This is a genomic window from Dictyobacter alpinus, from assembly GCF_003967575.1.
Taxonomy (GTDB): Bacteria; Chloroflexota; Ktedonobacteria; order Ktedonobacterales; family Ktedonobacteraceae; genus Dictyobacter; species Dictyobacter alpinus.
Window position 1 is genome coordinate 4,766,134 of record NZ_BIFT01000001.1, and the last position, 20,003, is coordinate 4,786,136.

General features: G+C 53.9%; 13 protein-coding genes. 7 read left to right on the forward strand and 6 right to left on the reverse strand.

Annotated elements, in window-relative coordinates:
* Positions 1 to 8: 8 nt before the first annotated feature.
* The 6 genes from EL633_RS18860 to EL633_RS18885 all read right to left on the reverse strand — a co-directional run bounded on the left by EL633_RS18860 (position 9) and on the right by EL633_RS18885 (position 7,341).
* Positions 9 to 1,091, reverse strand: a complete 1,083-nt coding sequence (locus EL633_RS18860; RefSeq protein WP_126628670.1) for an ABC transporter ATP-binding protein — start codon at positions 1,089 to 1,091, stop codon at positions 9 to 11.
* The gene (locus tag EL633_RS18865; protein ID WP_218027518.1) at positions 1,088 to 2,263 is read right to left on the reverse strand and encodes an ABC transporter ATP-binding protein; all 1,176 of its coding nucleotides are present in this window, start codon (positions 2,261 to 2,263) and stop codon (positions 1,088 to 1,090) included. The genes EL633_RS18860 and EL633_RS18865 overlap by 4 nt, the downstream gene beginning before the upstream one ends.
* Positions 2,260 to 3,240, reverse strand: coding sequence for an ABC transporter permease (locus EL633_RS18870; protein ID WP_126628671.1), 981 nt, complete (start codon positions 3,238 to 3,240; stop codon positions 2,260 to 2,262). Before EL633_RS18870 ends, EL633_RS18865 begins: the two co-directional genes overlap by 4 nt.
* A gap of 3 nt (positions 3,241 to 3,243) precedes the next feature.
* Positions 3,244 to 4,233, reverse strand: a complete 990-nt coding sequence (locus EL633_RS18875; RefSeq protein ID WP_126628672.1) for an ABC transporter permease — start codon at positions 4,231 to 4,233, stop codon at positions 3,244 to 3,246.
* Positions 4,234 to 4,416: 183 nt separating this feature from the next.
* The gene (locus tag EL633_RS18880) at positions 4,417 to 6,144 is read right to left on the reverse strand and encodes an ABC transporter substrate-binding protein (protein WP_126628673.1); all 1,728 of its coding nucleotides are present in this window, start codon (positions 6,142 to 6,144) and stop codon (positions 4,417 to 4,419) included.
* 90 nt (positions 6,145 to 6,234) lie between these two features.
* Positions 6,235 to 7,341, reverse strand: a complete 1,107-nt coding sequence (locus EL633_RS18885) for a LacI family DNA-binding transcriptional regulator (protein WP_126628674.1) — start codon at positions 7,339 to 7,341, stop codon at positions 6,235 to 6,237.
* 1,104 nt (positions 7,342 to 8,445) lie between these two features.
* Here EL633_RS18885 and EL633_RS18890 point away from each other — a divergent pair.
* From EL633_RS18890 to kdpC, 7 genes are all read left to right on the forward strand, one after another.
* On the forward strand, positions 8,446 to 12,003 hold the full coding sequence (locus tag EL633_RS18890; protein ID WP_161982252.1) for a LuxR C-terminal-related transcriptional regulator: 3,558 nt from the start codon (positions 8,446 to 8,448) through the stop codon (positions 12,001 to 12,003).
* Positions 12,004 to 12,368: 365 nt separating this feature from the next.
* Positions 12,369 to 14,150, forward strand: coding sequence for a helix-turn-helix transcriptional regulator (locus EL633_RS37855; RefSeq protein WP_281275897.1), 1,782 nt, complete (start codon positions 12,369 to 12,371; stop codon positions 14,148 to 14,150).
* 589 nt (positions 14,151 to 14,739) lie between these two features.
* The gene (locus EL633_RS18900) at positions 14,740 to 15,168 is read left to right on the forward strand and encodes a response regulator (RefSeq protein ID WP_126628677.1); all 429 of its coding nucleotides are present in this window, start codon (positions 14,740 to 14,742) and stop codon (positions 15,166 to 15,168) included.
* A gap of 87 nt (positions 15,169 to 15,255) precedes the next feature.
* Complete coding sequence (locus EL633_RS18905; RefSeq protein ID WP_126628678.1) at positions 15,256 to 15,351, forward strand: potassium-transporting ATPase subunit F; 96 nt, start codon at positions 15,256 to 15,258, stop codon at positions 15,349 to 15,351.
* A 41-nt stretch (positions 15,352 to 15,392) separates the two neighbouring features.
* Positions 15,393 to 17,132 (forward strand): potassium-transporting ATPase subunit KdpA, encoded by a 1,740-nt coding sequence (gene kdpA / locus EL633_RS18910; protein ID WP_174845170.1) that lies wholly within the window; start codon positions 15,393 to 15,395, stop codon positions 17,130 to 17,132.
* Between the two features lie 4 nt (positions 17,133 to 17,136).
* Positions 17,137 to 19,269 (forward strand): potassium-transporting ATPase subunit KdpB, encoded by a 2,133-nt coding sequence (kdpB, locus tag EL633_RS18915; protein WP_126628679.1) that lies wholly within the window; start codon positions 17,137 to 17,139, stop codon positions 19,267 to 19,269.
* 31 nt (positions 19,270 to 19,300) lie between these two features.
* Complete coding sequence (gene kdpC / locus EL633_RS18920) at positions 19,301 to 19,894, forward strand: potassium-transporting ATPase subunit KdpC (RefSeq protein ID WP_161982338.1); 594 nt, start codon at positions 19,301 to 19,303, stop codon at positions 19,892 to 19,894.
* Positions 19,895 to 20,003: the final 109 nt, after the last annotated feature.

A 20,003-nucleotide genomic window follows, 5' to 3' on the forward strand; every position in this document is an offset into this window, starting at 1 on the left:
TCTTTTTCTTATTTCGCTCGCTGGATGGTTTCAGCACTGATAATAGGAGTCCGTTGCTGTTGTTGTGAATTTTCGCCTGGTTGATCATAAAGGAAGCAGTGGGTCCAGTGTCCCGGTGAGACCTCTGTACGGGCGGGTTTCTGCTCACTACAGATCGGCATGGCGTGTGGACAGCGTGGATGGAAGCGGCAACCAGTTGGTGGCTTGATCAGGCTTGGGATCTCTCCCCGTGTGGGGACAGCTGTGTTCCCATGATCGATCACTTGCTGGACACGATCAGGATCAGGGGCGACTGAGAGCAAGAGCTGGGTATAGGGATGCTTGGGTGTCTGAATGACCTCATCGCTGGGACCACCCTCCACCATCTGGCCTGCGTACATGACCAGGGTGTCTTCGGCGAAGTAGCGGGCACTGGCGATATCATGGGTGATGAACAGGAAGGCGAGCTGCTCTTCGTCTTTGAGGCGGGTCAGTAGATTCAGGATGTCCAACCGGATCGAGACGTCGAGCATCGAGACTGGCTCGTCGGCCAGTACGACCTCTGGACGCGCGGCGAGGGCGCGGGCGATGGCGACGCGCTGGCGTTGACCACCACTGAGCTGGTGCGGAAATTTCTCGATGAATTGCTCGGCGGGACTCAGGCTGACCCTTCTGAGCAAGCTCAGGACCTGTTCGGTAACTTCCTGCTCTGTTTTGGCGTGTCCGTGTACTCGCAGTGGACGGCTGAGGTGATAGCGGACATTGTGAACCGGGTTCAGCGACGAAAATGGATCCTGGAAGACCATCTGGATGTGACGGCGATAGGCGCGCAGCGATGATGCGGCCCGGCGGCCTTTGTACTTGACTTCTTCATCGCGGAAACGCATGGTACCAGCCGTTGGATCATAGATGCGGGCCAGCATACGCGCGACCGTGGTTTTGCCGCTACCGCTCTCACCTACCAGCGCGGTGGCTCGTCCCGGATAGAGTGCGATTGAGGCGTCCTCTACGGCCTTGACTGAGACCGACGGTGTGAAGGGATTCATCGAGTGAATGGGAAACTCTTTATAGATGTGTTCCGCTTCGAGAATGGGTTTGTTGGTGGAATTCATCTGACGACGTTCCTTTCTGCCTGCATCTCATAGCTGCGACCTAAATCTGAGGGGGCAGGAATGCCGGTGCGACCGGTGATCTTGCTATCATAGAGATGGCAGGCGGCAATCTGTTCTGGCGCACTGGCAACCGGTGTACGCAGGACGGGTATGACCTTGTGGCAGGCATCAAAGGCCATGGGACAGCGATCATGGAATGGACAACCGGCGGGAATGTTTCTCAGGTCCGGTGGAGAGCCGGCGATGCCGACCATTTTACGCCGTGGTCCATGCAGGGTAGGGAATGAGTTCATCAAACCATAACTATAGGGATGGCGTGCATGGGCGTAAAAGTTATTGCGGTCCGCGACCTCGACCAGTTTGCCGGCATACATGACCGCGACCCGGTCCACGAGCTCCAGGAGCAGTGAGAGGTCGTGGGTGATAAAGATCAGGGCGGTGCCGGTCTCTTTACATAGTGAACTGATCAGATCCAGGATCTCGCGCTGTACCACTACATCCAGGGCGGTGGTGGGCTCGTCCATGATGATTAGTTCCGGTTGCAATGCCAGGGCGATGGCGATGATTACGCGCTGGCGCATACCGCCACTAAGCTCGTGTGGATAGCTCTTGATACGATCCGGTGAGATACCGACCAGCTTTAACAGTTCGCGGGCCCGATCTTTACAGGCCTGCGCGCTCCGTTCAGGCTGGTGGGCATGCAATACATCGGTGATCTGGGTGCCAATATCCATAACAGGATTCAAGGCGTTCATGGCGCTCTGGAAGACAATTGAGAGCTCATTCCAGCGAAATGCGCGTAACTGGGCTGGCGTCAACTTTAAGATATCGACGCCGGCCTGCTGCTGTTGATAAACAGGATCCGTGACGCGACTGATGTTGGCACGGTCCAGGGCGGCCGTGAATGCTGTACGGCGTTCATCGCTTTGGATATGTGGATAATACATCACCTGGCCGCCAGTGATGGCTGCCGGTGGCCGTAGCAGGCGTGAGATCGCATACGCCAGGGTCGACTTACCACTACCACTCTCGCCGGCCAGTCCTACGATCTCACCATGCTTCAGGCTCAGGTTCACGTCCCGTACAGCGTGGACCGCGCCATTGGCCGCGTAATAGTCAACGCTGATATTTTTGATGTCTAGCAGCAGATTGCTTGTATCTTGTGTCATCATTGCACGACCACTTCTTTTTGTGTTGGATTCACGTTCTCGATCTCTGCCTGCTTTTTACGTGCCAGTTTCTCTGTCTTGGGTTCTGTACGCAATTTAGGATTCGCGACTTCATCAATACCCGAGTTCAATAAGGTGAGTCCAGCACAGACCAGGGCTACACATAGACCAGGTGGAATAAACCACCACCAGCCGCCGGCCAGCAGGGCCTGTCCCGCCTGTGCCCAGTAGAGCATGACGCCCCAGTTGGTCTTGGTGACATCACCGAGGCCCAGGAATTCAAAGACCACATCGGCCAGAATTGTATACACAAATGTGCCAATAAAGCTGGAGGCGACCAGAGCGATTTCATTCGGCAGTATTTCAAAGAAGATGATACGTAGCGTCGTTTCGCCTGATGAGCGCGCCGCCTCTACAAATTCTCGGTTACGCATCGACAAGGTTTGCGCCCGCAGGACGCGTGAGCCATAGCTCCAGGAGGTGAAGATCAGTAGCAGGGTAATTACCACCGAGCCTCTTAATGGTGCGAATGAGGCGATTACCAGACCCAGTGGAATACCTGGCAGTACCAGGAAGACGTTGATGATGAATGAAAGCACATTATCAATCAGACCACCAAAGTAGCCTGCGCTCAGTCCCATGATGATCTGTAAGATGATAGATCCCAGGGCGGACAGGAAGCCGACCAGCAGTGAGACGCGAGCACCATAGACTAGCTGGGTGAAAACGTCTTCACCACTTTTGGTTGTGCCTAACCAGTGCGCCAGGGATGGCGGTAAGAAGATATCATTGGAGGTCGCATCCGGCGATTGGTGCGTCAATAATGGTCCAAAGATGGCCAGTAGCACGAAAAAAGTGATGATACTACTACCAATGGCCATTTTTTTATTTGCGGTCAGGCGCTGGAAAAGGGATCGTCCACCTTTGAAGAGGGCGCTCGGAAAATTATTTGGCTGCAGTGTTTCGGATGTTGCTTGCATGTTCTATGACCTTTCCTGCCGTACTCGTGGATCGAGCAGGGTATAGACCACGTCAGCGATCAGATTGGCTGCCAGTACGGTGATGGCGATGACCAGGAAACAGCCTTCAATCAAGCTATAATCCTGATGTCCAATAGCAGTAACCAGTGCATATCCAATGCCTGGATAGTTAAAGACCACCTCGGTGAGCAGCGAGCCACCGACGATCGATCCCAGCGAGATGGAGAAGCTGGTAATACTTGGCAGGACCGCGTTACGGGCCGCGTAGTTGAGGATGACACGACGGGTGGGGAGGCCTTTGGCCTGTGCCATCAGCACATAATCTTCGGAGAGCGTGGTGACCATACTATTACGCATGACCAGGATCCAGCCGGAGATCGAGCCCAGCACAATTGTAAAGGCCGGCAGAATCGCATGGCTGACCACACTTGAAATAAAGTCAAAGGAGGTCCAATCCACGTCCAGCATGTCGTCAAAACCCCCCCCGATGGGGAACAGGTGCAGGATGAAGCCCAGGAAATAGACCAGTGCCAGTGCCATCCAAAAATAAGGAATAGCGGAGATAAAGGTCATGATTGGTGGTAGGAGTGAGTCCAGCCAGGTGCCACGCCTCCAGGCGACCAGGATACCTAACAGGGTACCAATGATGAAGCTGATAATGACCGATAAACCTAACAGGGCCACGGTCCAGGGGATCGAGGTCGAAAGGATCTGGCTGACCGTTTCTGGATAGTTGGTGTTTGAGATACCCAGGTCTCCATGCAAGAGTTGATTCAGGTAACTAAGATATTGCTGCCATAATGGTGCATCGGTAACACCAAATTGTGCCCGTAGTGCCGCGAGTAACTGCGGGGTCACGGATTTTCCCTGCATGCCTGCTAAAAATGCCTGGGCGGGATCACCCGGCATCAGTCGTGGTAGCAAAAAATTTATGGTTACGGAAGCCCATAATGCGACCACATAAAAGCCAATACGGCTAAGTAGACGACGCATCTTGCTCCTCCTCTTTCTCATATTTTTGGATAGTATTTGCTATCGTTCTGTTTATTTATGGGGTTGCACGTAGTAGATTGATTTACGGTGGCTTGAGGATGTTTGATGGACTCTTGTCTACGCCCCAGTGGGAGAGGAGCGTAGACAAGAAGACTTACAAGGCAGTGGAAGTCAACGTAAGCTCTAGGCGGCTTTCAACTGCAGGATAATGTACTCGTTGTCCGGTGTATTGGTTGGCGCACCATAATCGTATGGGTTCTTCTCATCCGGCCAGCCGGTCACATGGGTCGTGGTGTACTCATCCCAGGTTACGTTGTAGTTCAGCGGAATAGCTGGGACTTGCTCTACCATGATCTTCTGTAGACCTTCCAGAGCGGATTTCTGTACGGCAGGATCGTTTGAGGTTTCGTACTGCTGCAACAATTTGTTGGTGGCAGGATCGTCCCAACGCTCCCAGTTGACGGTTGCGGTCTGTCCGATTGGTGCGGTCTTACGGCCGTCCAGCAGGTCGGAGAGCTGGTAGTAGGGGGTAGGTCCAGGATTGGTCCAGGAGATACCGGCTTCGAATGAACCTGACTGCAGGGCATTGATGTATGGTGTGAAGTCACCAACGGTGTTGATCTTGGCGTCGATACCAATCTTCTTCAGATAGGTTGAGATCAATTTGGTTGAACCGACCCAGTCATCCCAACCGGATACGGCGACCATGCTGAAGGAAATCTTTTTGCCGCTCTTGTCGGCATAGATGCCATCGCTACCTTTGCTGAAACCAGCCTTCTGTAACAGGGACTCCGCTTTGGCGGTGTCTACGGTGAACTTGCTGTCAGCATACTGTGAAGCGATAGTTGACTTCTGTGAAGGCAGGACACTGGTTGGGCTAGCAGGCTGCGCGAATACTGCGGCCTTCTTGTAGATGTCATCACGGTCAATCGCCAGACTGATCGCTTGACGAACCTCCAGGATGTTGAATGGATACTTCTTGGTGTTCATGTAGAACATTACTGCGTTACTTGGGGTGAACCAGTGGTGCAGGTGGGTCGGATCTTTCTGTGTGTAGGAGGCATCCAATTTTGGATCCCAGGCTACGCCCAGCCAGTCGAGCTGACCATTGGCAAGCATCAGGACGGCGCTTGAGTTGTCTTTGATCGCAGGAACACGAACCTGGTCAACATTTACTTTGCTGGCCTGCCAGAAGCTTGGATTCTTTTTGTAGGTCACCAGCTGTGGTGTGTTTTTGTCCAGCAGATATGGACCGGTACCAACTGGTTTCTGGTCATTGGCGAATTTCACAGGATCAGCAACGCTCTTCCAGGCATGCTCTGGTACGATGAAGGTGCCGCCACCAAGCCACCAGATGGCAACTGAGGAAGGCTGCTTCAGGGTAACCGTGAATGTGTTGGCATCGGGGGCCGCTACATCCTGGATGAAACGTGCCCACAGGCCGTTGCCGTCCAGACCTGGATTCTTCTTCATCAGATTAAAGGTGAAGAGTGGGTCTGCGCTGGTGAAGGGCTGGCCATCATTCCATTTGACGCCATCGCGAATCTTGAAGGTGATGGTCTTCAGGTCAGCTGATTGGTTGTACGAAGATGCCAACCAGGGATTCTTCTCACCGGTGTAGCGGTTGATGAAGAGCAAGGTCTCGTACAAGAAGCCCTGTGCACCTGTACCAGCATTTGGACTAAATGGATTGTAGTTGCTGACATTGTCACCCTTTGGTGAGGGCACATAGGTAATGGTGACCGGCTTTTTACTGCCAGGCTGGTTCGACTGGGTCGCCGAACCGCCACAGGCAGAGAGTACAAGCATCAAGATTGCGAGCATTGAGATAACTGTGGTCCCAACCATTTTGCCGGGACGGCGTGTGTGCTCTGCAGAATTCTCGAAAGCCTTCTTAGCTCCGAATAACATGCAAACCTCCTAAACATAGGAAAAAAACATCATCATTGATCGATAAATACAAACCTATAACACCAATAAAATGGAAGATGAGCGCGCTTTTTACTGAACGGGCTGTATCGCTCCACACGATGCCCGTACGACCAGATTGGTTGATAACTTGATGTGTACCGGTGACATAGGCAAAACAGGTGCGGCTATATCACTCTGTGGACGTAACGCCGACTTATGATTCCAGGATCGGACCTTGGTTTCCGGTGGATCAATCATCCTTAACAATAATTCGATTGAGCACTTTCCCATCTCATAAAAAGGCTGCCGGACCGTTGTGAGGGCGGGCTGCGCATGCATGGAGAATGGGATATCATCATAACCAATCAGCGCGATATCGTCGGGGACACGTAGGCCGCATTCGGTTATGGTTGATAGTGCACCATAGGCCATCAGGTCGCTCGCCACAAAGATCGCGGTGGGGCGCTTCCCCAACGCCGTGAGCAGTTGAGTGGTACACTCCTTTCCACCTGTAGGCATGAAATCACCCTGTAACACTAGTTCGGGATCCAGTTCGATACCCGCTTCCGTTAAGGCATCACAATAGCCGTTGTAGCGATCCAGTGATACTTGATATTTCAGTGGACCCTGGATATGCGCGATGCGTCGGTGTCCCTGTTGTAGCAGATGGCGTGTTGCCTCATAGGCACCTGTACGCTGGTCCGCTCCAACCCAGGAGATATCTTCTGGTGGATTGACCTGATCATCGAACATCACCACAGGAAAACCCTCCCGGCAGAGTTCTGCCAGGTGCGAAGCCGACTGTCCTGGATAAATCGCCAGTATTCCGGCCGTCAACTTGGTCGCTAAAATGCGATCAATGACCTCACTAAAGTCTTTTTTGTCGTTGCTGGCATTCACACTATAGAGCACCAACTCATATGGACTCTGATCAATCACTTCTGTGATTCCCTTCATGATTTCAGGGATCAACGGCCAGTGACTGACAGATACCAGCGCACCGATCAAACGGCTCCGCCCGCCGGCCAGTCCTGCGGCGGCCAGGCTTGGAAAAAAGCCCTGCTGGTCCATAATTTGTAAGATACGCTCGCGTGTTTCTGGATTGACATCTGGTCGCTCGTTGAGGACGCGAGACACAGTTGTCTTGCTCACCCCGGCCAGTTGCGCGATATCTTGTATAGTGATCTTGCCTGCCATCTACGTCCTTCTTCGACATAAAAACTCAGTGAAGAAAATGTTCTTCGCAAATCAGTGACTACCGCTGAAACTTTCCCGCTTGCGTCATTGTTAGCGGTTTCGGAAACGATTTCATAGAGCAAGTGTAAAGCGTCCAGGGATAAAAGAAAGATAACGAAAGTAGTATTTTCGGGGTTTATTTTTTCTACTCCTTTTTTCTCCTTTTGTGGTTGTGGGGAGTTTTTGCGGTTACCTAACAGGGGTTTTTGCGTGTGTATCATGGTGTTTATTTTTTACTCTTGTCGAGGGATATTTGATTAGCCGCACGCGGGCCCTGAAGGGCCCACCTTTCTTTTAAGTGTAGGGTCAAATGGGGCGCAGTGCGCCCCATTTGACCCTACACTTACAACCGTTAAAGTGCCTCTGGCCCTTCTCCAATGCAGGAAAATAGTGCCGTTGGCGCTCCGACAGCTTTATGGGTGGCGGTCAAAAGTGAGCAATGCTCACTTTTGACCGCCACCCATAAAGCTTTATAACGCCTTTTGCGCTCTAAGTTTTTTGTACATGTGGTGTGAAATTGTGCGCAGTGCGCACAATTTCACACCACATGTACAAAAATGTTGGGCCCTTCAGGGCCCGCGTGCGGCTGCCTGCACTCTTCACGATGAGAGTGGAAAGCAAACACCGCATGGAATGCGTTTGTGTGCCCCTGGCGGAAGAAAATAGCTGCTGAAATATAGCTATAGAAAACGATCTATTGTATACTATAACCAGGCAACACCATATGTAACTTTTTTAGTAACAGTTGTTGTACTGGGAAACAGCTCTCTAATCGCGACCGATGGGCCATGTTCGCATATAAAAAGCAGGTGAATCACGCACACTTGAGCTATCCCAGGCGAAAAAAGAGCGATGGTGTTAGGTAACTTTTTAGGTGGCGCTAAACCGCGATTTTGTTGTAAGAGGATGAATATCCTCGAAACTTTTTGGGTTTCTCTTTCGTATCCGTCATTCTGCTTACAGCAGTTGTTTCTCTTTAAAAGTTACCGAACAAGTACACCTGGCCGACGGAGGCCGTGTGTAACTTCTGAGGCAGTTCTCTATTTAACAATAAGAATGGTAGCAATGACACGCTCGACACCCACTGTACGGAACGACACACTCTTTTATCAGGAGCAAGATCAGTCCTATTGCGTGCCCGTAGGGAGCGCGGACTGGTATATCTGGCTGGCTGGCGCGACAAGTTTTAGCTTTACCAGTGCTCCGGGCTCTTTTACGGCTCGTAAAGAGCAGGCCGGTAATAAACGCGGCGGTGATTACTGGAAAGCTTATAGTAAGCGCAAAGGCAAGTTGCTCCATGCTTATATTGGGAAGTCTCAACTGCTCTCGCTTGAACGCTTGCAGGCTATCGCAGTACAACTGGCCCAGAGTGCCGAGGAGCAGCAGCATCTTCCTGCTACGGAGCCGTCTTTTTCCTATAATCATAATCTGCCGATGCAGCCAATGCCGCTGATTGGACGTGAGAAGGAGACGGCCCAGATCTGTGCTTTGCTTCAGCGCAGTGATGTGCGTTTGTTGACGATTGCGGGTCCAGGTGGGGTGGGCAAGACGAGTCTGGCCTTAGAGGTGATGCGTGCGCTTAGAGAGAGTTTTCCCGGTGGCATCTTCTATATTTCTCTGGGACTGATCTCGGATGCTGATCTGGTGCTACCGACGATTGCGCAAAAGCTTGGCTTTGTTGAGACGAAGGATGAGCCACTGCTTGAGCGTGTCGCGGCCTATCTCCACGATAAACATAGTCTGCTGGTCCTGGATAATTTTGAGCAGATCATGCCGGCGGCCCCTTTGCTGGCGGAATTGCTGGTGCTGTGTCCTCAATTAAAGATTATGGTGACGAGCCGGGAGATCCTGCACCTGCGTGGTGAGCATGAGTTTGTGGTCCCCTGCTTGAGTCTGCCGGACCTGCAAAATCTGCCAACCGATGGTGATTTCTCGGCCTACCCATCGATGCTGCTCTTTGCGCAACGGGCGGCGGCCGTCAAGCACGATTTCCAGATTACGCCGGCCAATGCGGCGGTGATCGCTGAGATCTGTACCTGCCTGGATGGTTTGCCCCTGGCACTGGAACTGGCGGCGGCCCGCAGCAAGCATCTTTCTCCTACCATGTTATTGGCGCGTTTAGAGCAACGTCTCGTGGTCCTGACCAGTGGTGCCCGCGATCTTCCCCGCCGTCAGCAGACGTTGCGCGATACCCTGGACTGGAGCTACGAGCTCCTAAATCAGGATGAGCAGAAGATTTTTCGCTATCTCTCGGTTTTTGTACGCGGCTGTACCATGGCTTCGGCCGAGTCCTTCTGTACTGTTCTGCAAGACGACCAGATCGCGTGTAATGCCGCGATCCTGGATATTATTGCTTCCTTGATCGACAAAAGTTTCCTCCAGCAGCGTGAGCAGGCGGATGGGGAGATGCGGCTGAGTATGCTGGAGACGATTCAGGAATATGGACAGATGTGTTTGCAGGCCGCGGGCGAACAGGATAAGGCTGCGCGGACGCATGCTTTTCATTATCTGGCGCTGGCCGAGCAGGCTGAACCGGAGTTGCGGCGGGCTACGCAGGCTCAATGGCTGCAACGCCTGGATCAGGAGAATGATAATTTGCGCGCTGCGCTACAGTGGTTTAGTGCCCAGTCGGATCCCGAGTCCCAGGAGGCGGCGCTACGCTTGTGTGCCGCGCTCTGGCGTTTCTGGCTGATCCGTAATCGTCAGCAGGAAGGCTATCAGTGGGCGGAAAAGGCGCTACTGCATAGTGCCCATGTCTCTCCGGCCTTACAGGCTAAAGCGTACTTTGCCACGGCGACCCTGGCGGATAGTCAGGAGCACTATGAGCGTAGTGTGGAACTCTGGCAGCGTAGTCTGGCCATCTATGCGAAAATTGATGATCAGGTTGGTGTGGCGGCCACGCTCAATAAACTGGGTACGGCCACGGCCCGCAAGGCACCGGTGGAGTCGCATACGCTTTTCGAGCGCAGCCTGAGTCTGGCCCGCCTGCACATGGACGACTATGGGGTTGCCGACGCGCTAGAATCGCTGGCCCAGGAATCCTTTGCCTTTGGCTTCTTGACCGAGGCCCGTGCCACCTTTGAAGAACGGCTGGTGATCTGTCGTCGCCTGGAGGATCGGCGTAGTATCGCCTATTGCCTGGAGAGTCTGGGACAGATCGCGGCCCATCTTGGTGATTATCCTCAGGCGAACCAGCACTTGCGCGAATGTCTGATGTTGCATCGTGAGATCGGCGATCGCATCGGTCTGGCCTTTGCGCTCTTGCCGCTGGCCATTGTGACGCTCTATCAAGGAGATTACAGTACGGCCCACTCACTACTAGAGGAGTTCCGTGTCGTGATCCGCGAACTGGGCAATCAGCACAATCTGGCCCGTTCCGGCAGTACCCGGGATCTCCCGCAATTGCAGTTCACGGAACGTACGCCCATCAGTCAGATCCTGACTGAGACCTTTGCGATCTTTAAAGAAACCGGTAACGATGAAGGTATTGCCAGCAAATTATTCGCGCTCGGTTGCATTGATTTTTCGCAAGGAAACTTCAGCGATGCGCGTAAATCCCTCTCTGAGAGCCTGACCATATTTCAGCATCTTGGTAACCGTGTCATGAAGGCGGCGGTCCACAACATGCAAGGACAGGTGGAGGCTCATCAAGGCAACTATGATCGTGCGCGTATCCACCTTGAGGAATGTCTGCTCATCACGCGCGAGATCGATGATCACTGGCATCTTGCCTCACGCTTGGGCCAACTTGGCTTAATCCTGCTCAACCAGGGCAATATTCCGCGTGCCCGTATCCTGATCGAAGAGAGCATGCAGGCCGCGCAAGAGAGTGGTGACCCGCGCTATATCGCCCAGACGCTCCACATCCACGGACTCCTGAGCCTGCACACCGGCGATTACGCCATGGCCCAGCAGCGCTTCACCGAAGGTCTCAACATCAACAGCGAGATGCGCAGTGGATCGACGCGTGCCTATTTTCTGGCCGACCTTGGCCTGTTAGCGATCCAACAAAAGAATCACGATCGAGCCAAAATTCTCATAGAAGAGAGCCTGGCCCTCTGCCAGCGTGTTGGTGATCGCTGGTTTATCCCCTCCTGCCTCGAACGCCTTGGCGAGGTTAGCGCCATGCAAGGCCAACCCCTCCACGCCGCCAGACTCTGGGGGACCGCCTGTACCATGCGTGCCATGATCGGTGCGCCTATGCCCCCGATCGAGCAAACCCTTTACCAGCAGACGCTCGCCCTTGTACGCCAGCAACTCATTCCCGAACGCTTCAGCGCCGAATGGAAAACTGGAGAACTCATGACCCTCGAAGAGGTCCTCGACTCTATCCGCACGCCCATCACAATCGAGCAACCATCCATCACCCCCATCGCGGAGACCCCTGAAGGCCAACCAGCCAGACCCATCATCGCGCCACCCACCCCGAACGCCACCCTCACCAGCCGTGAAAAAGAGGTCCTCCAACTCCTCGCCAACGGCCTCACCAACATCCAGATCGCCGCCAGACTCGTCATCAGCCCGCGCACCGTCCAGACCCACCTCAGCACCATCTACGCCAAAATTGGCGTCACCACCCGCAGCGCCGCCACCCGCTACGCCATCGAACAAAACCTCGCCTGACCACCCCACCATCCGCTCATAAACGTCAGAAGAGATAAAACAAGTCGTAGCGGCTGCCCTCGTGGCTGCGAACCTCCCCCATCGAGCGTAGCCGCACACACCACGAGCTCACCTCCCACCACGTCTAGCTCAGCGACCATCTCCGTCCACCCTCCCCTTATATGCACATAGATGCCGAGTGAGCGGCTCAACGGTGTCAGTTCAACGTTGTATCAGCCATTGTGCGTACGCTCCGTGGCGGGTCATTGTTGAGATTGTGCCGGGCACGGCCCAAAAGTACGTTTTTTCGCGGATGCAGGGGAGGGCCTTGATCAGGTACATTTATGGGACACGTACTTTTCATTTCGATGGAGAAAGAGGAGAGGATGATGCCCACGATTCGCAAACATATTCCAGTCGTCGTTGACGAATATTTATATATACCAGATCAGATGAGTAGCGCCACTCAGACTGTTTTTGTTGGTTCGCCTGATTGGTATGCCTGGTTGGCCGATGGGCTGCATCCATCTTTCTCTTTTAAGCATGCCGGTGGTACGTTTACGGCCCGCCAGGAGCGTCAGCGGCGCGGGTGGTATTGGTATGCCTATCGTAAGCGTGCCGGCCAGGTTTTGAAGACGTATCTGGGTCGGCCAAAGGAGTTGACGAAGGATCGACTGGCACATGCGGCCTCTGTCCTTGCGCTCAAAGAAGTCAAGCTACCGGCCGATAAAAAGCCGACCACGCCCCTGCACAGTCCGGTCCTGGATGAGAAATTCTCTATTCCACGTTCGGCAATCGAGTCGATTGAGCGCCCACAGCTTCTCCAGCGCATCACGGCGGGCGTAAAGGGAAAACTGGTATTACTCTCGGCGGCCGCCGGTTGGGGCAAGACGAGCTTGCTTAGTAGTTGGTGTAGCAGCAAGTATGCGCCCAATTGGCCGCTGGCCTGGGTCTCGCTGGATATCCATGATAATGAGCCGCGCGACTTCTGGACCCATCTGCTGACGGCGCTGAACATAGCCCATGCCGGCACATTTGATGAGATCCTGACTCGTATCCGTCACATGCATGATGTACAGGATGAGCAGTTTCTCAAGTTACTGCTAAGCGCCTGCCAGCAGATCACGACAGATAGCGTACTGATTCTCGATAACTACGATTGTATTCAATCCACCGAATTAAAAAAGCAACTCACCTTTATGCTGGAGCATCTGCCCGTCAGACTGCACTTGATTATCGCCAGCCGCACAAACCCATCCTTTCCGCTCTCCCGCCTGCGGGTCGAGGGCGCGCTCACCGAGCTGCGCAATGCCAACCTGCGCTTTACACCGGAGGAGACAACCCGACTCCTCCAAAAAATGCCTGGACTGGCAATCTCTGCGGAATCCTGCGCGGCCATCGCCGCCCAGACCGAGGGTTGGATCGCTGGTATCCAGTTGTACGCGCTGCATATCAAAGAACAAGATCTGTATGATAGCCGTGAGCAGACAAATACTACCCGTAACCGCTACATCATGGACTATATCTGTGAAGAGATCCTCTTCAAACAGAGCGACGAGCTGCAGGAATTCTTGTTACAGACCAGCATTGCGCACCGGCTGAACGCCTCGTTATGTAACTCGCTGCGTGAAAAAGAGGATGGCCAATCCTGGATTGACCAGTTGCTGCAGCTCAATTTGATCAGTGAGGACAAGCAAGAGCACAGCTATCAATATCCCCAGTTACTCAGAAACGCACTCTACCAGCAACTCCGGCGTACTCGGCCCGCCCTGCTAACCGACCTACAACAACGTGTCAGTAGCTGGTATGCTCAGCAGGACATCCATCGGCCAGCTCGCCCTGAAGCGCCGCTAACCCTCCAACTTGTCTCGCCCGCACTCCTCAGGGAGCAACAACCGACCAGCGAAGAGAGCCGTGTTAGTAACGAGCCACAGCTGCCACGCCAACCCAAACCCCAGGACATGCCAGAAAATCTCACCAGACGCGAACGCGACGTCCTCCATCTCCTGGTCAATGGCGCCTCCAACCGCGACATCGCCCAGAACCTCATACTCAGCGAAGGCACCGTCAAAAAGCACGTCTCCAACATCTGCAACAAACTCGGTGTCCAGAGCCGCACCCAGGCCGTAGCTAAATCGCTCGCCCTATCCCTCGTCAACCCACACTAGTCCACCCATCACTGCCCTGGTCCAACCCAACCTCAGGGTCCGCCAGGGCAGCAATCAACCCCGCGCTAACGTTGCCGTGGGATGGGGAGTTATCTTAAAACGTCCCATTATCCCCGTTCTTGGACGAACCTGATCACGAAATATGACGAGTGTAGGCGCCACAGGCATGCGATGCTTTCATGCACGTCCCGCCCTTGATTAAGCCGCATGCCGGCCTTGCGTGTGGCGCCCACTCGGCGTACGCTCGGCTCGCTTTTCACGCCGTCCCATAGCGAACAGGATCGCTATCCATGATTGGTGCTGAGTGTACGTCGAGTGGGCGCCACACGCAAGGCCGCACTGCTGCGTTTTCGTGGGCCAGCGTGCATGAACGACTTGCAGTGCTGTGGCGCCTACACGAATCATGGTTATTGGTGCCGCGTTATCCTGGAACGTGTATGAGGAAAAGGAGCTTGAATTTTCTTGAGCATATATTGAGGAGTAGCTTTCTTCTCTTTACAACGTGTTGAGCTAGAGTGGGGTATATTTTGGTGGTGATGAGAAATGAAAAAAAGTTCTGGATAGCTTAGTAAAAAAGGGTGTTGCTGGTATGGCTGGAGCACGAATTCTGTTGGTTGAGGACGATGATGTTCTGCGGAATGTGGTTGAGCGTAATCTGCTGGCGCGTGGACATGAGGTGTTCAGTGCGCCCGATGGGCAGCGCGCTCTTCATTATCTGCACACTCAGCCAATGGATCTTATATTGCTGGATATCAATTTGCCGGATCAGACGGGCTGGGATATCTTGCGGGCTATTCAGAGTGATGCGGCGGGGTGTGCCTGGCAGAATGCTGGCTTAGAGGGGAAGTTACCGGTGGTGGTGCTTTCCGCGGTCCGCGTCAGTCCTGTGCGCCTGGCTGAGTTTCATACTCTTGCGTACTTGCCTAAACCGTTTCCGATGGAGGCGGTACTACGGCTGGCAGCGGAAGCTGCGATCCGGCGCCAGAATTGCGCTGGAGAGGAGAGTTTTCATGCTTGATATCTTAATTATTCTGGTGAGCATTGCATTTTTTGTTTTGTGCATTGGTTTTACCGCCGCCTGTGAACGTTTGTAGGAGTTCGCACGATGAATACGCCCATTGAGTATATATTGGTCGGGATTGTGACCCTGGCCATTCTGGTTTACCTGATTGTTGCCTTGCTGGCACCTGAAAAGTTCTAATATTCTGCATTCTTTATAGCTTTTGAAATCGAGGAAGAGAGATGCCTATTACGCCAAATAGCGTCATTCAGATTCTGATCTACCTGGTAATCCTGTTGTTGATTACTAAACCCCTGGGACTCTATCTGACCCGGGTGTTTGCGGGTGAGAAGACCTGGTTGACCCCCGTTTTTGCTCCGGTTGAGCGGCTGTTTTATCGGCTGTCTGGAGTGGATGCCGCTGAGGAGCAGAAGTGGACTGGCTATGTTGTTTCGATGTTGTTGTTTAGTCTGGCGGGCATGTTGTTGCTCTTTTTGTTTGAGCGCACACAACAGTGGCATGGATCACTGTTCAATCCGCAGGGCTTAGGTGCGGTGGAGCCGCAGCTGGCTTTTAATACGGCGGCCAGTTTTACTACGAATACGAACTGGCAGGCTTATACTGGCGAGCAGACGATGAGCTATCTGACACAGATGGCTGGCCTGGCTTTCCATAACTTTGTTTCAGCTGCGACCGGTATCGCGCTGGCACTGGCCTTTGTGCGCGGCCTGACCCGCCGTAGCGCGCAACATCTGGGCAATTTCTGGGTTGATGTGACACGTTGTATCCTCTATATTCTGTTGCCGATCTCGATTATTGGTGCGCTCGTCCTGGTTTCGCAGGGTGTGGTGCAGAACTTTAATGCCTATACTCAGGTCGTGACGCTGGAAGGTGTCAAGCAGGTAATCGCGCAGGGCCCGGTGGCCTCGCAGGAGATTATTAAGGAACTGGGTACCAACGGTGGCGGTTTCTTTAATGCGAACTCGGCCCATCCTTTTGAGAATCCAAATGTGATTACTAATATGCTGGAGATGCTGGCCATCTTCGCTATTCCGGCGGCCCTGACCTATGTGTTCGGCAAGATGGCTGGTAACACAAAGCAGGGTTGGGCCATCTGGTCCGCGATGGCGATCCTGTTCTTGATCGGTGTCTTTGTTATTCTGCCAGCCGAGCAGTCTGGCAATCCTTTCCTGACACAGGCGGGTGCCAACCAGGCGGTGACACAGTATCAGGCTGGTGGCAATATGGAGGGGAAAGAGGTACGTTTCGGGATCACCCAGACGGCGCTCTTTAGTACGATCACGACCGATGCATCCTGTGGTGCGGTCAATGGTTTCTTTGATAGTTTTACGCCGATCGGCGGCATGGTGCCGATGTTGAATATTGCGCTGGGTGAAATCATCTTTGGTGGTGTTGGTTCTGGCCTCTACGGTATGTTGATCTTCGCGGTCCTGGCCGTCTTTATCGCCGGACTGATGGTTGGCCGGACGCCTGAATACCTTGGTAAGAAGATCGAGCAAAAAGAGATGAAGATGGCCGCGCTGGCAATCCTGATCTTGCCTGCGTTGATCCTGGGCTTTACCGCCATCGCCACGGTTATTCCTGCCGGCACAGGTTCGATCCTGAATTCAGGGCCACACGGTCTGTCTGAAATACTGTATGCCTACACATCCGGAACTGGTAACAACGGCTCGGCTTTTGCTGGCTTGAGTGCCAATACGCCATTTTATAACTGGACGCTGGCGATCGCGATGTTGTTTGGACGCTTTGCCTTCGTGGTGCCGGTGATGGCTCTGGCGGGTGCGCTGGTCAAGAAGAAGGTTGTACCAGTCAACGCCGGTACGTTCCCGACGACCGGACCCCTGTTCGTGGTCTTGCTGATCGGTGTGATTTTGATTGTAGGTGCCCTGACCTACTTCCCAGCCTATGCGTTGGGTCCAGTGGTTGAACATCTGTTGATGCTGGCAGGAAAGAGATTTTAACGCGATGAGTACTGATACCTTAGAGACAAAGTCCTGGAAGACACGCCGCAAAAGCGACAATTCTATCTTCAATGGACCCATTTTGCGCCGTGCGCTGCTGGACTCCTTAAGGAAGCTGGATCTACGCTGGCAGTTGAAGAATCCTGTGATGTTTGTGGTTGAGATTGGTAGTGTGATTACGACGGTAGAGTTTGTGCGCTACCTGATTACGGGCCCTGCCAGTGAGGCGTTCTTTGTGTTTGGTGTCGCGGTCTGGCTCTGGTTTACGGTGATCTTTGCCAATTTCGCTGAGGCGATGGCCGAGGGTCGTGGTAAGGCTCAGGCGGATGCGTTGCGTAAGACGCGTACAACCACGCAGGCTAAACGCTTGAAGCAGCAAAATCGTCGGGAGGACTACGAGGAGGTGGCCGCGCCAGATCTGCGCAAGGGCGATCTGGTCCTGGTTGAGGCCGGTGATGTTATTCCGGGTGATGGTGATGTCGTCGAGGGTGTGGCCTCGGTCGATGAGTCGGCGATCACCGGTGAGTCTGCTCCGGTGATCCGTGAGAGCGGCGGTGATCGCAGCGCGGTAACCGGTGGTACCCGTGTCCTTTCGGACTGGGTGGTGGTACAGATTAGTGCCAATCCTGGTGAGACCTTTCTGGACCGCATGATTGCGCTGGTCGAGGGTGCGGCTCGTCAGAAGACGCCAAACGAGATTGCGCTGAATATCCTGCTGGCCAGCCTGACGATTATCTTCCTACTGGCCGTCGTGACGCTGGAACCATTCGCGATCTACTCGAAGAATCCGGTCTCGATCACGACGCTGGTGGCCCTGCTGGTCTGTCTGATCCCGACCACGATTGGTGGCCTGCTCTCCGCGATCGGTATCGCGGGTATGGACCGCATGGTACAGCGTAATGTGCTGGCGATGAGTGGTCGCGCCGTTGAGGCGGCCGGTGACGTAGATGTCCTGCTGCTGGACAAGACCGGCACGATCACGTTAGGTAACCGTATGGCCAGCCGCTTCGTACCGCTGCAAGGCGTCGAAGAGAAATCCCTGGCGCAGGCCGCACTGCTCTCCAGTCTGGCCGACGAGACACCTGAAGGACGCTCGATTGTAGTCCTGGCCAATGAGCGCTATGGCTTGCATGATGAGGCCGCTGAGAACGCGACCTTTGTGCCTTTCTCGGCCCAGACGCGTATGAGTGGTGTTGATCTGAACGGCCATGCCGATGGCTCTCTCTATAAAGTACGCAAGGGCGCGGCCGACTCGGTCAAGACCTATGTACAGGAGGCCGGCGGTAGCGTTGGTGAGGAACTGGAGAAGTTAGTGACCACGATTGCCAGTAGTGGTAGTACACCGCTGGTCGTGGCTGAGACCCATGTCCAGGGTCAGGATGGTAGCCACCAGGATGCCCGGGTGCTGGGTGTGATTGAGCTGAAGGATATCGTCAAAGGTGGTATGCGTGAGCGTTTCGACCAGTTGCGTAAGATGGGTATTCGCACCGTGATGATCACGGGTGATAATCCCCTGACCGCAGCCGCGATTGCTCGTGAGGCTGGCGTCGATGATTTCCTGGCCCAGGCCACACCTGAGACCAAGATGAGCTTGATCAAGGAGCAGCAGGCCGGTGGCCGCCTGGTGGCGATGACCGGAGACGGTACCAATGATGCTCCCGCGCTGGCGCAAGCAGATGTCGGTGTAGCCATGAATACCGGTACCCAGGCGGCTAAAGAGGCTGCCAATATGGTTGACCTGGACTCGAATCCGACCAAGTTGATTGAGGTGGTTGAGGTTGGTAAACAGCTCCTGATGACGCGTGGGGCGCTGACCACCTTCAGTATCGCCAATGATGTTGCTAAATACTTTGCGATTATCCCGGCCATGTTTATGGTAGCGTTCCCCCAGTTGGAGGCGCTCAACATCATGCACCTGGCCACACCACATAGCGCGATCCTCTCGGCCGTTATCTTTAACGCCCTGATCATCATCGCCCTGGTCCCGCTGGCCCTGCGTGGTGTCGCCTATCGTCCATTGGGAGCCGGACCGCTACTGAGGCGCAATCTGTTGATCTATGGATTAGGTGGTTTGATCGTTCCCTTTGTCGGCATTAAACTCATTGACCTCCTGCTAGTCATATTACATCTGGCTTAGTGTGGATGGAGAAGAATATATCATGAAGACTCTGCAAAAAAACATTCGGCCAGCCATCGTATTGACGCTGCTCCTGACCGTCCTGACCGGCTTTATCTATCCTGGGGTTGTGACCGGCTTATCCCAATTAATCTTTCCTTATCAGGCCAATGGCAGTATCCATACGACCTCGGATGGTAAGCAGATTGGTTCCGACATCATTGGACAATACTGGACCTCGGCGCGGTACTTTCATGGTCGTCCGTCTGCGACTGTCTCGGAGACGGACTCAACCAAGAGCCAGCCATACAATGCCCAGAACTCGGCGGCCTCCAACCTGGGACCAACCAACGCGACCTTGATCGATAGAGTTAAACAGAGCACTAAGGATCTCCAAAAAGAGAATCCCGGCACCCCTGTCCCGGTCGATCTGGTGACCACCTCTGGCTCTGGCCTCGACCCCGACATCTCGGTGGCGGCGGGACTCTTCCAGGTTCCGCGCATTGCCAAAGAGCGTAATATGAGTCAGAATGATGTCAAGAAAATTGTAATGGATCATGTACAAGGCCGCTTCCTGGGTATCTTTGGCGAAGACCACATCAATGTCTTCGACCTCAACCTTGCCCTCGATGCCGCCAAAAAGTAGCTTCGGGCCTTGTTGAGATAACAGCGAGTAGCGGCAGGTCTTGTACCTGCGACCTGTAGACGTACGATCAGGTAGGCACATAAGCTACGCAAATGGGTTTGCCTTCGCA

Excerpts from the sequence above, each read along its gene's own strand:
- EL633_RS18865 (WP_218027518.1), bottom strand. The coding sequence starts at position 2,263 with ATGATGACACAAGATACAAGCAATCTGCTGCTAGACATCAAAAATATC.
- EL633_RS18875 (WP_126628672.1), bottom strand. The coding sequence starts at position 4,233 with ATGCGTCGTCTACTTAGCCGTATTGGCTTTTATGTGGTCGCATTATGG.
- EL633_RS18900 (WP_126628677.1), top strand. The coding sequence starts at position 14,740 with ATGGCTGGAGCACGAATTCTGTTGGTTGAGGACGATGATGTTCTGCGG.
- EL633_RS18860 (WP_126628670.1), bottom strand. The coding sequence starts at position 1,091 with ATGAATTCCACCAACAAACCCATTCTCGAAGCGGAACACATCTATAAA.
- EL633_RS18890 (WP_161982252.1), top strand. The coding sequence starts at position 8,446 with ATGACACGCTCGACACCCACTGTACGGAACGACACACTCTTTTATCAG.
- EL633_RS18880 (WP_126628673.1), bottom strand. The coding sequence starts at position 6,144 with ATGTTATTCGGAGCTAAGAAGGCTTTCGAGAATTCTGCAGAGCACACA.
- kdpB (WP_126628679.1), top strand. The coding sequence starts at position 17,137 with ATGAGTACTGATACCTTAGAGACAAAGTCCTGGAAGACACGCCGCAAA.
- kdpA (WP_174845170.1), top strand. The coding sequence starts at position 15,393 with ATGCCTATTACGCCAAATAGCGTCATTCAGATTCTGATCTACCTGGTA.
- EL633_RS18905 (WP_126628678.1), top strand. The coding sequence starts at position 15,256 with ATGAATACGCCCATTGAGTATATATTGGTCGGGATTGTGACCCTGGCC.
- EL633_RS37855 (WP_281275897.1), top strand. The coding sequence starts at position 12,369 with ATGATGCCCACGATTCGCAAACATATTCCAGTCGTCGTTGACGAATAT.
- EL633_RS18870 (WP_126628671.1), bottom strand. The coding sequence starts at position 3,240 with ATGCAAGCAACATCCGAAACACTGCAGCCAAATAATTTTCCGAGCGCC.
- EL633_RS18885 (WP_126628674.1), bottom strand. The coding sequence starts at position 7,341 with ATGGCAGGCAAGATCACTATACAAGATATCGCGCAACTGGCCGGGGTG.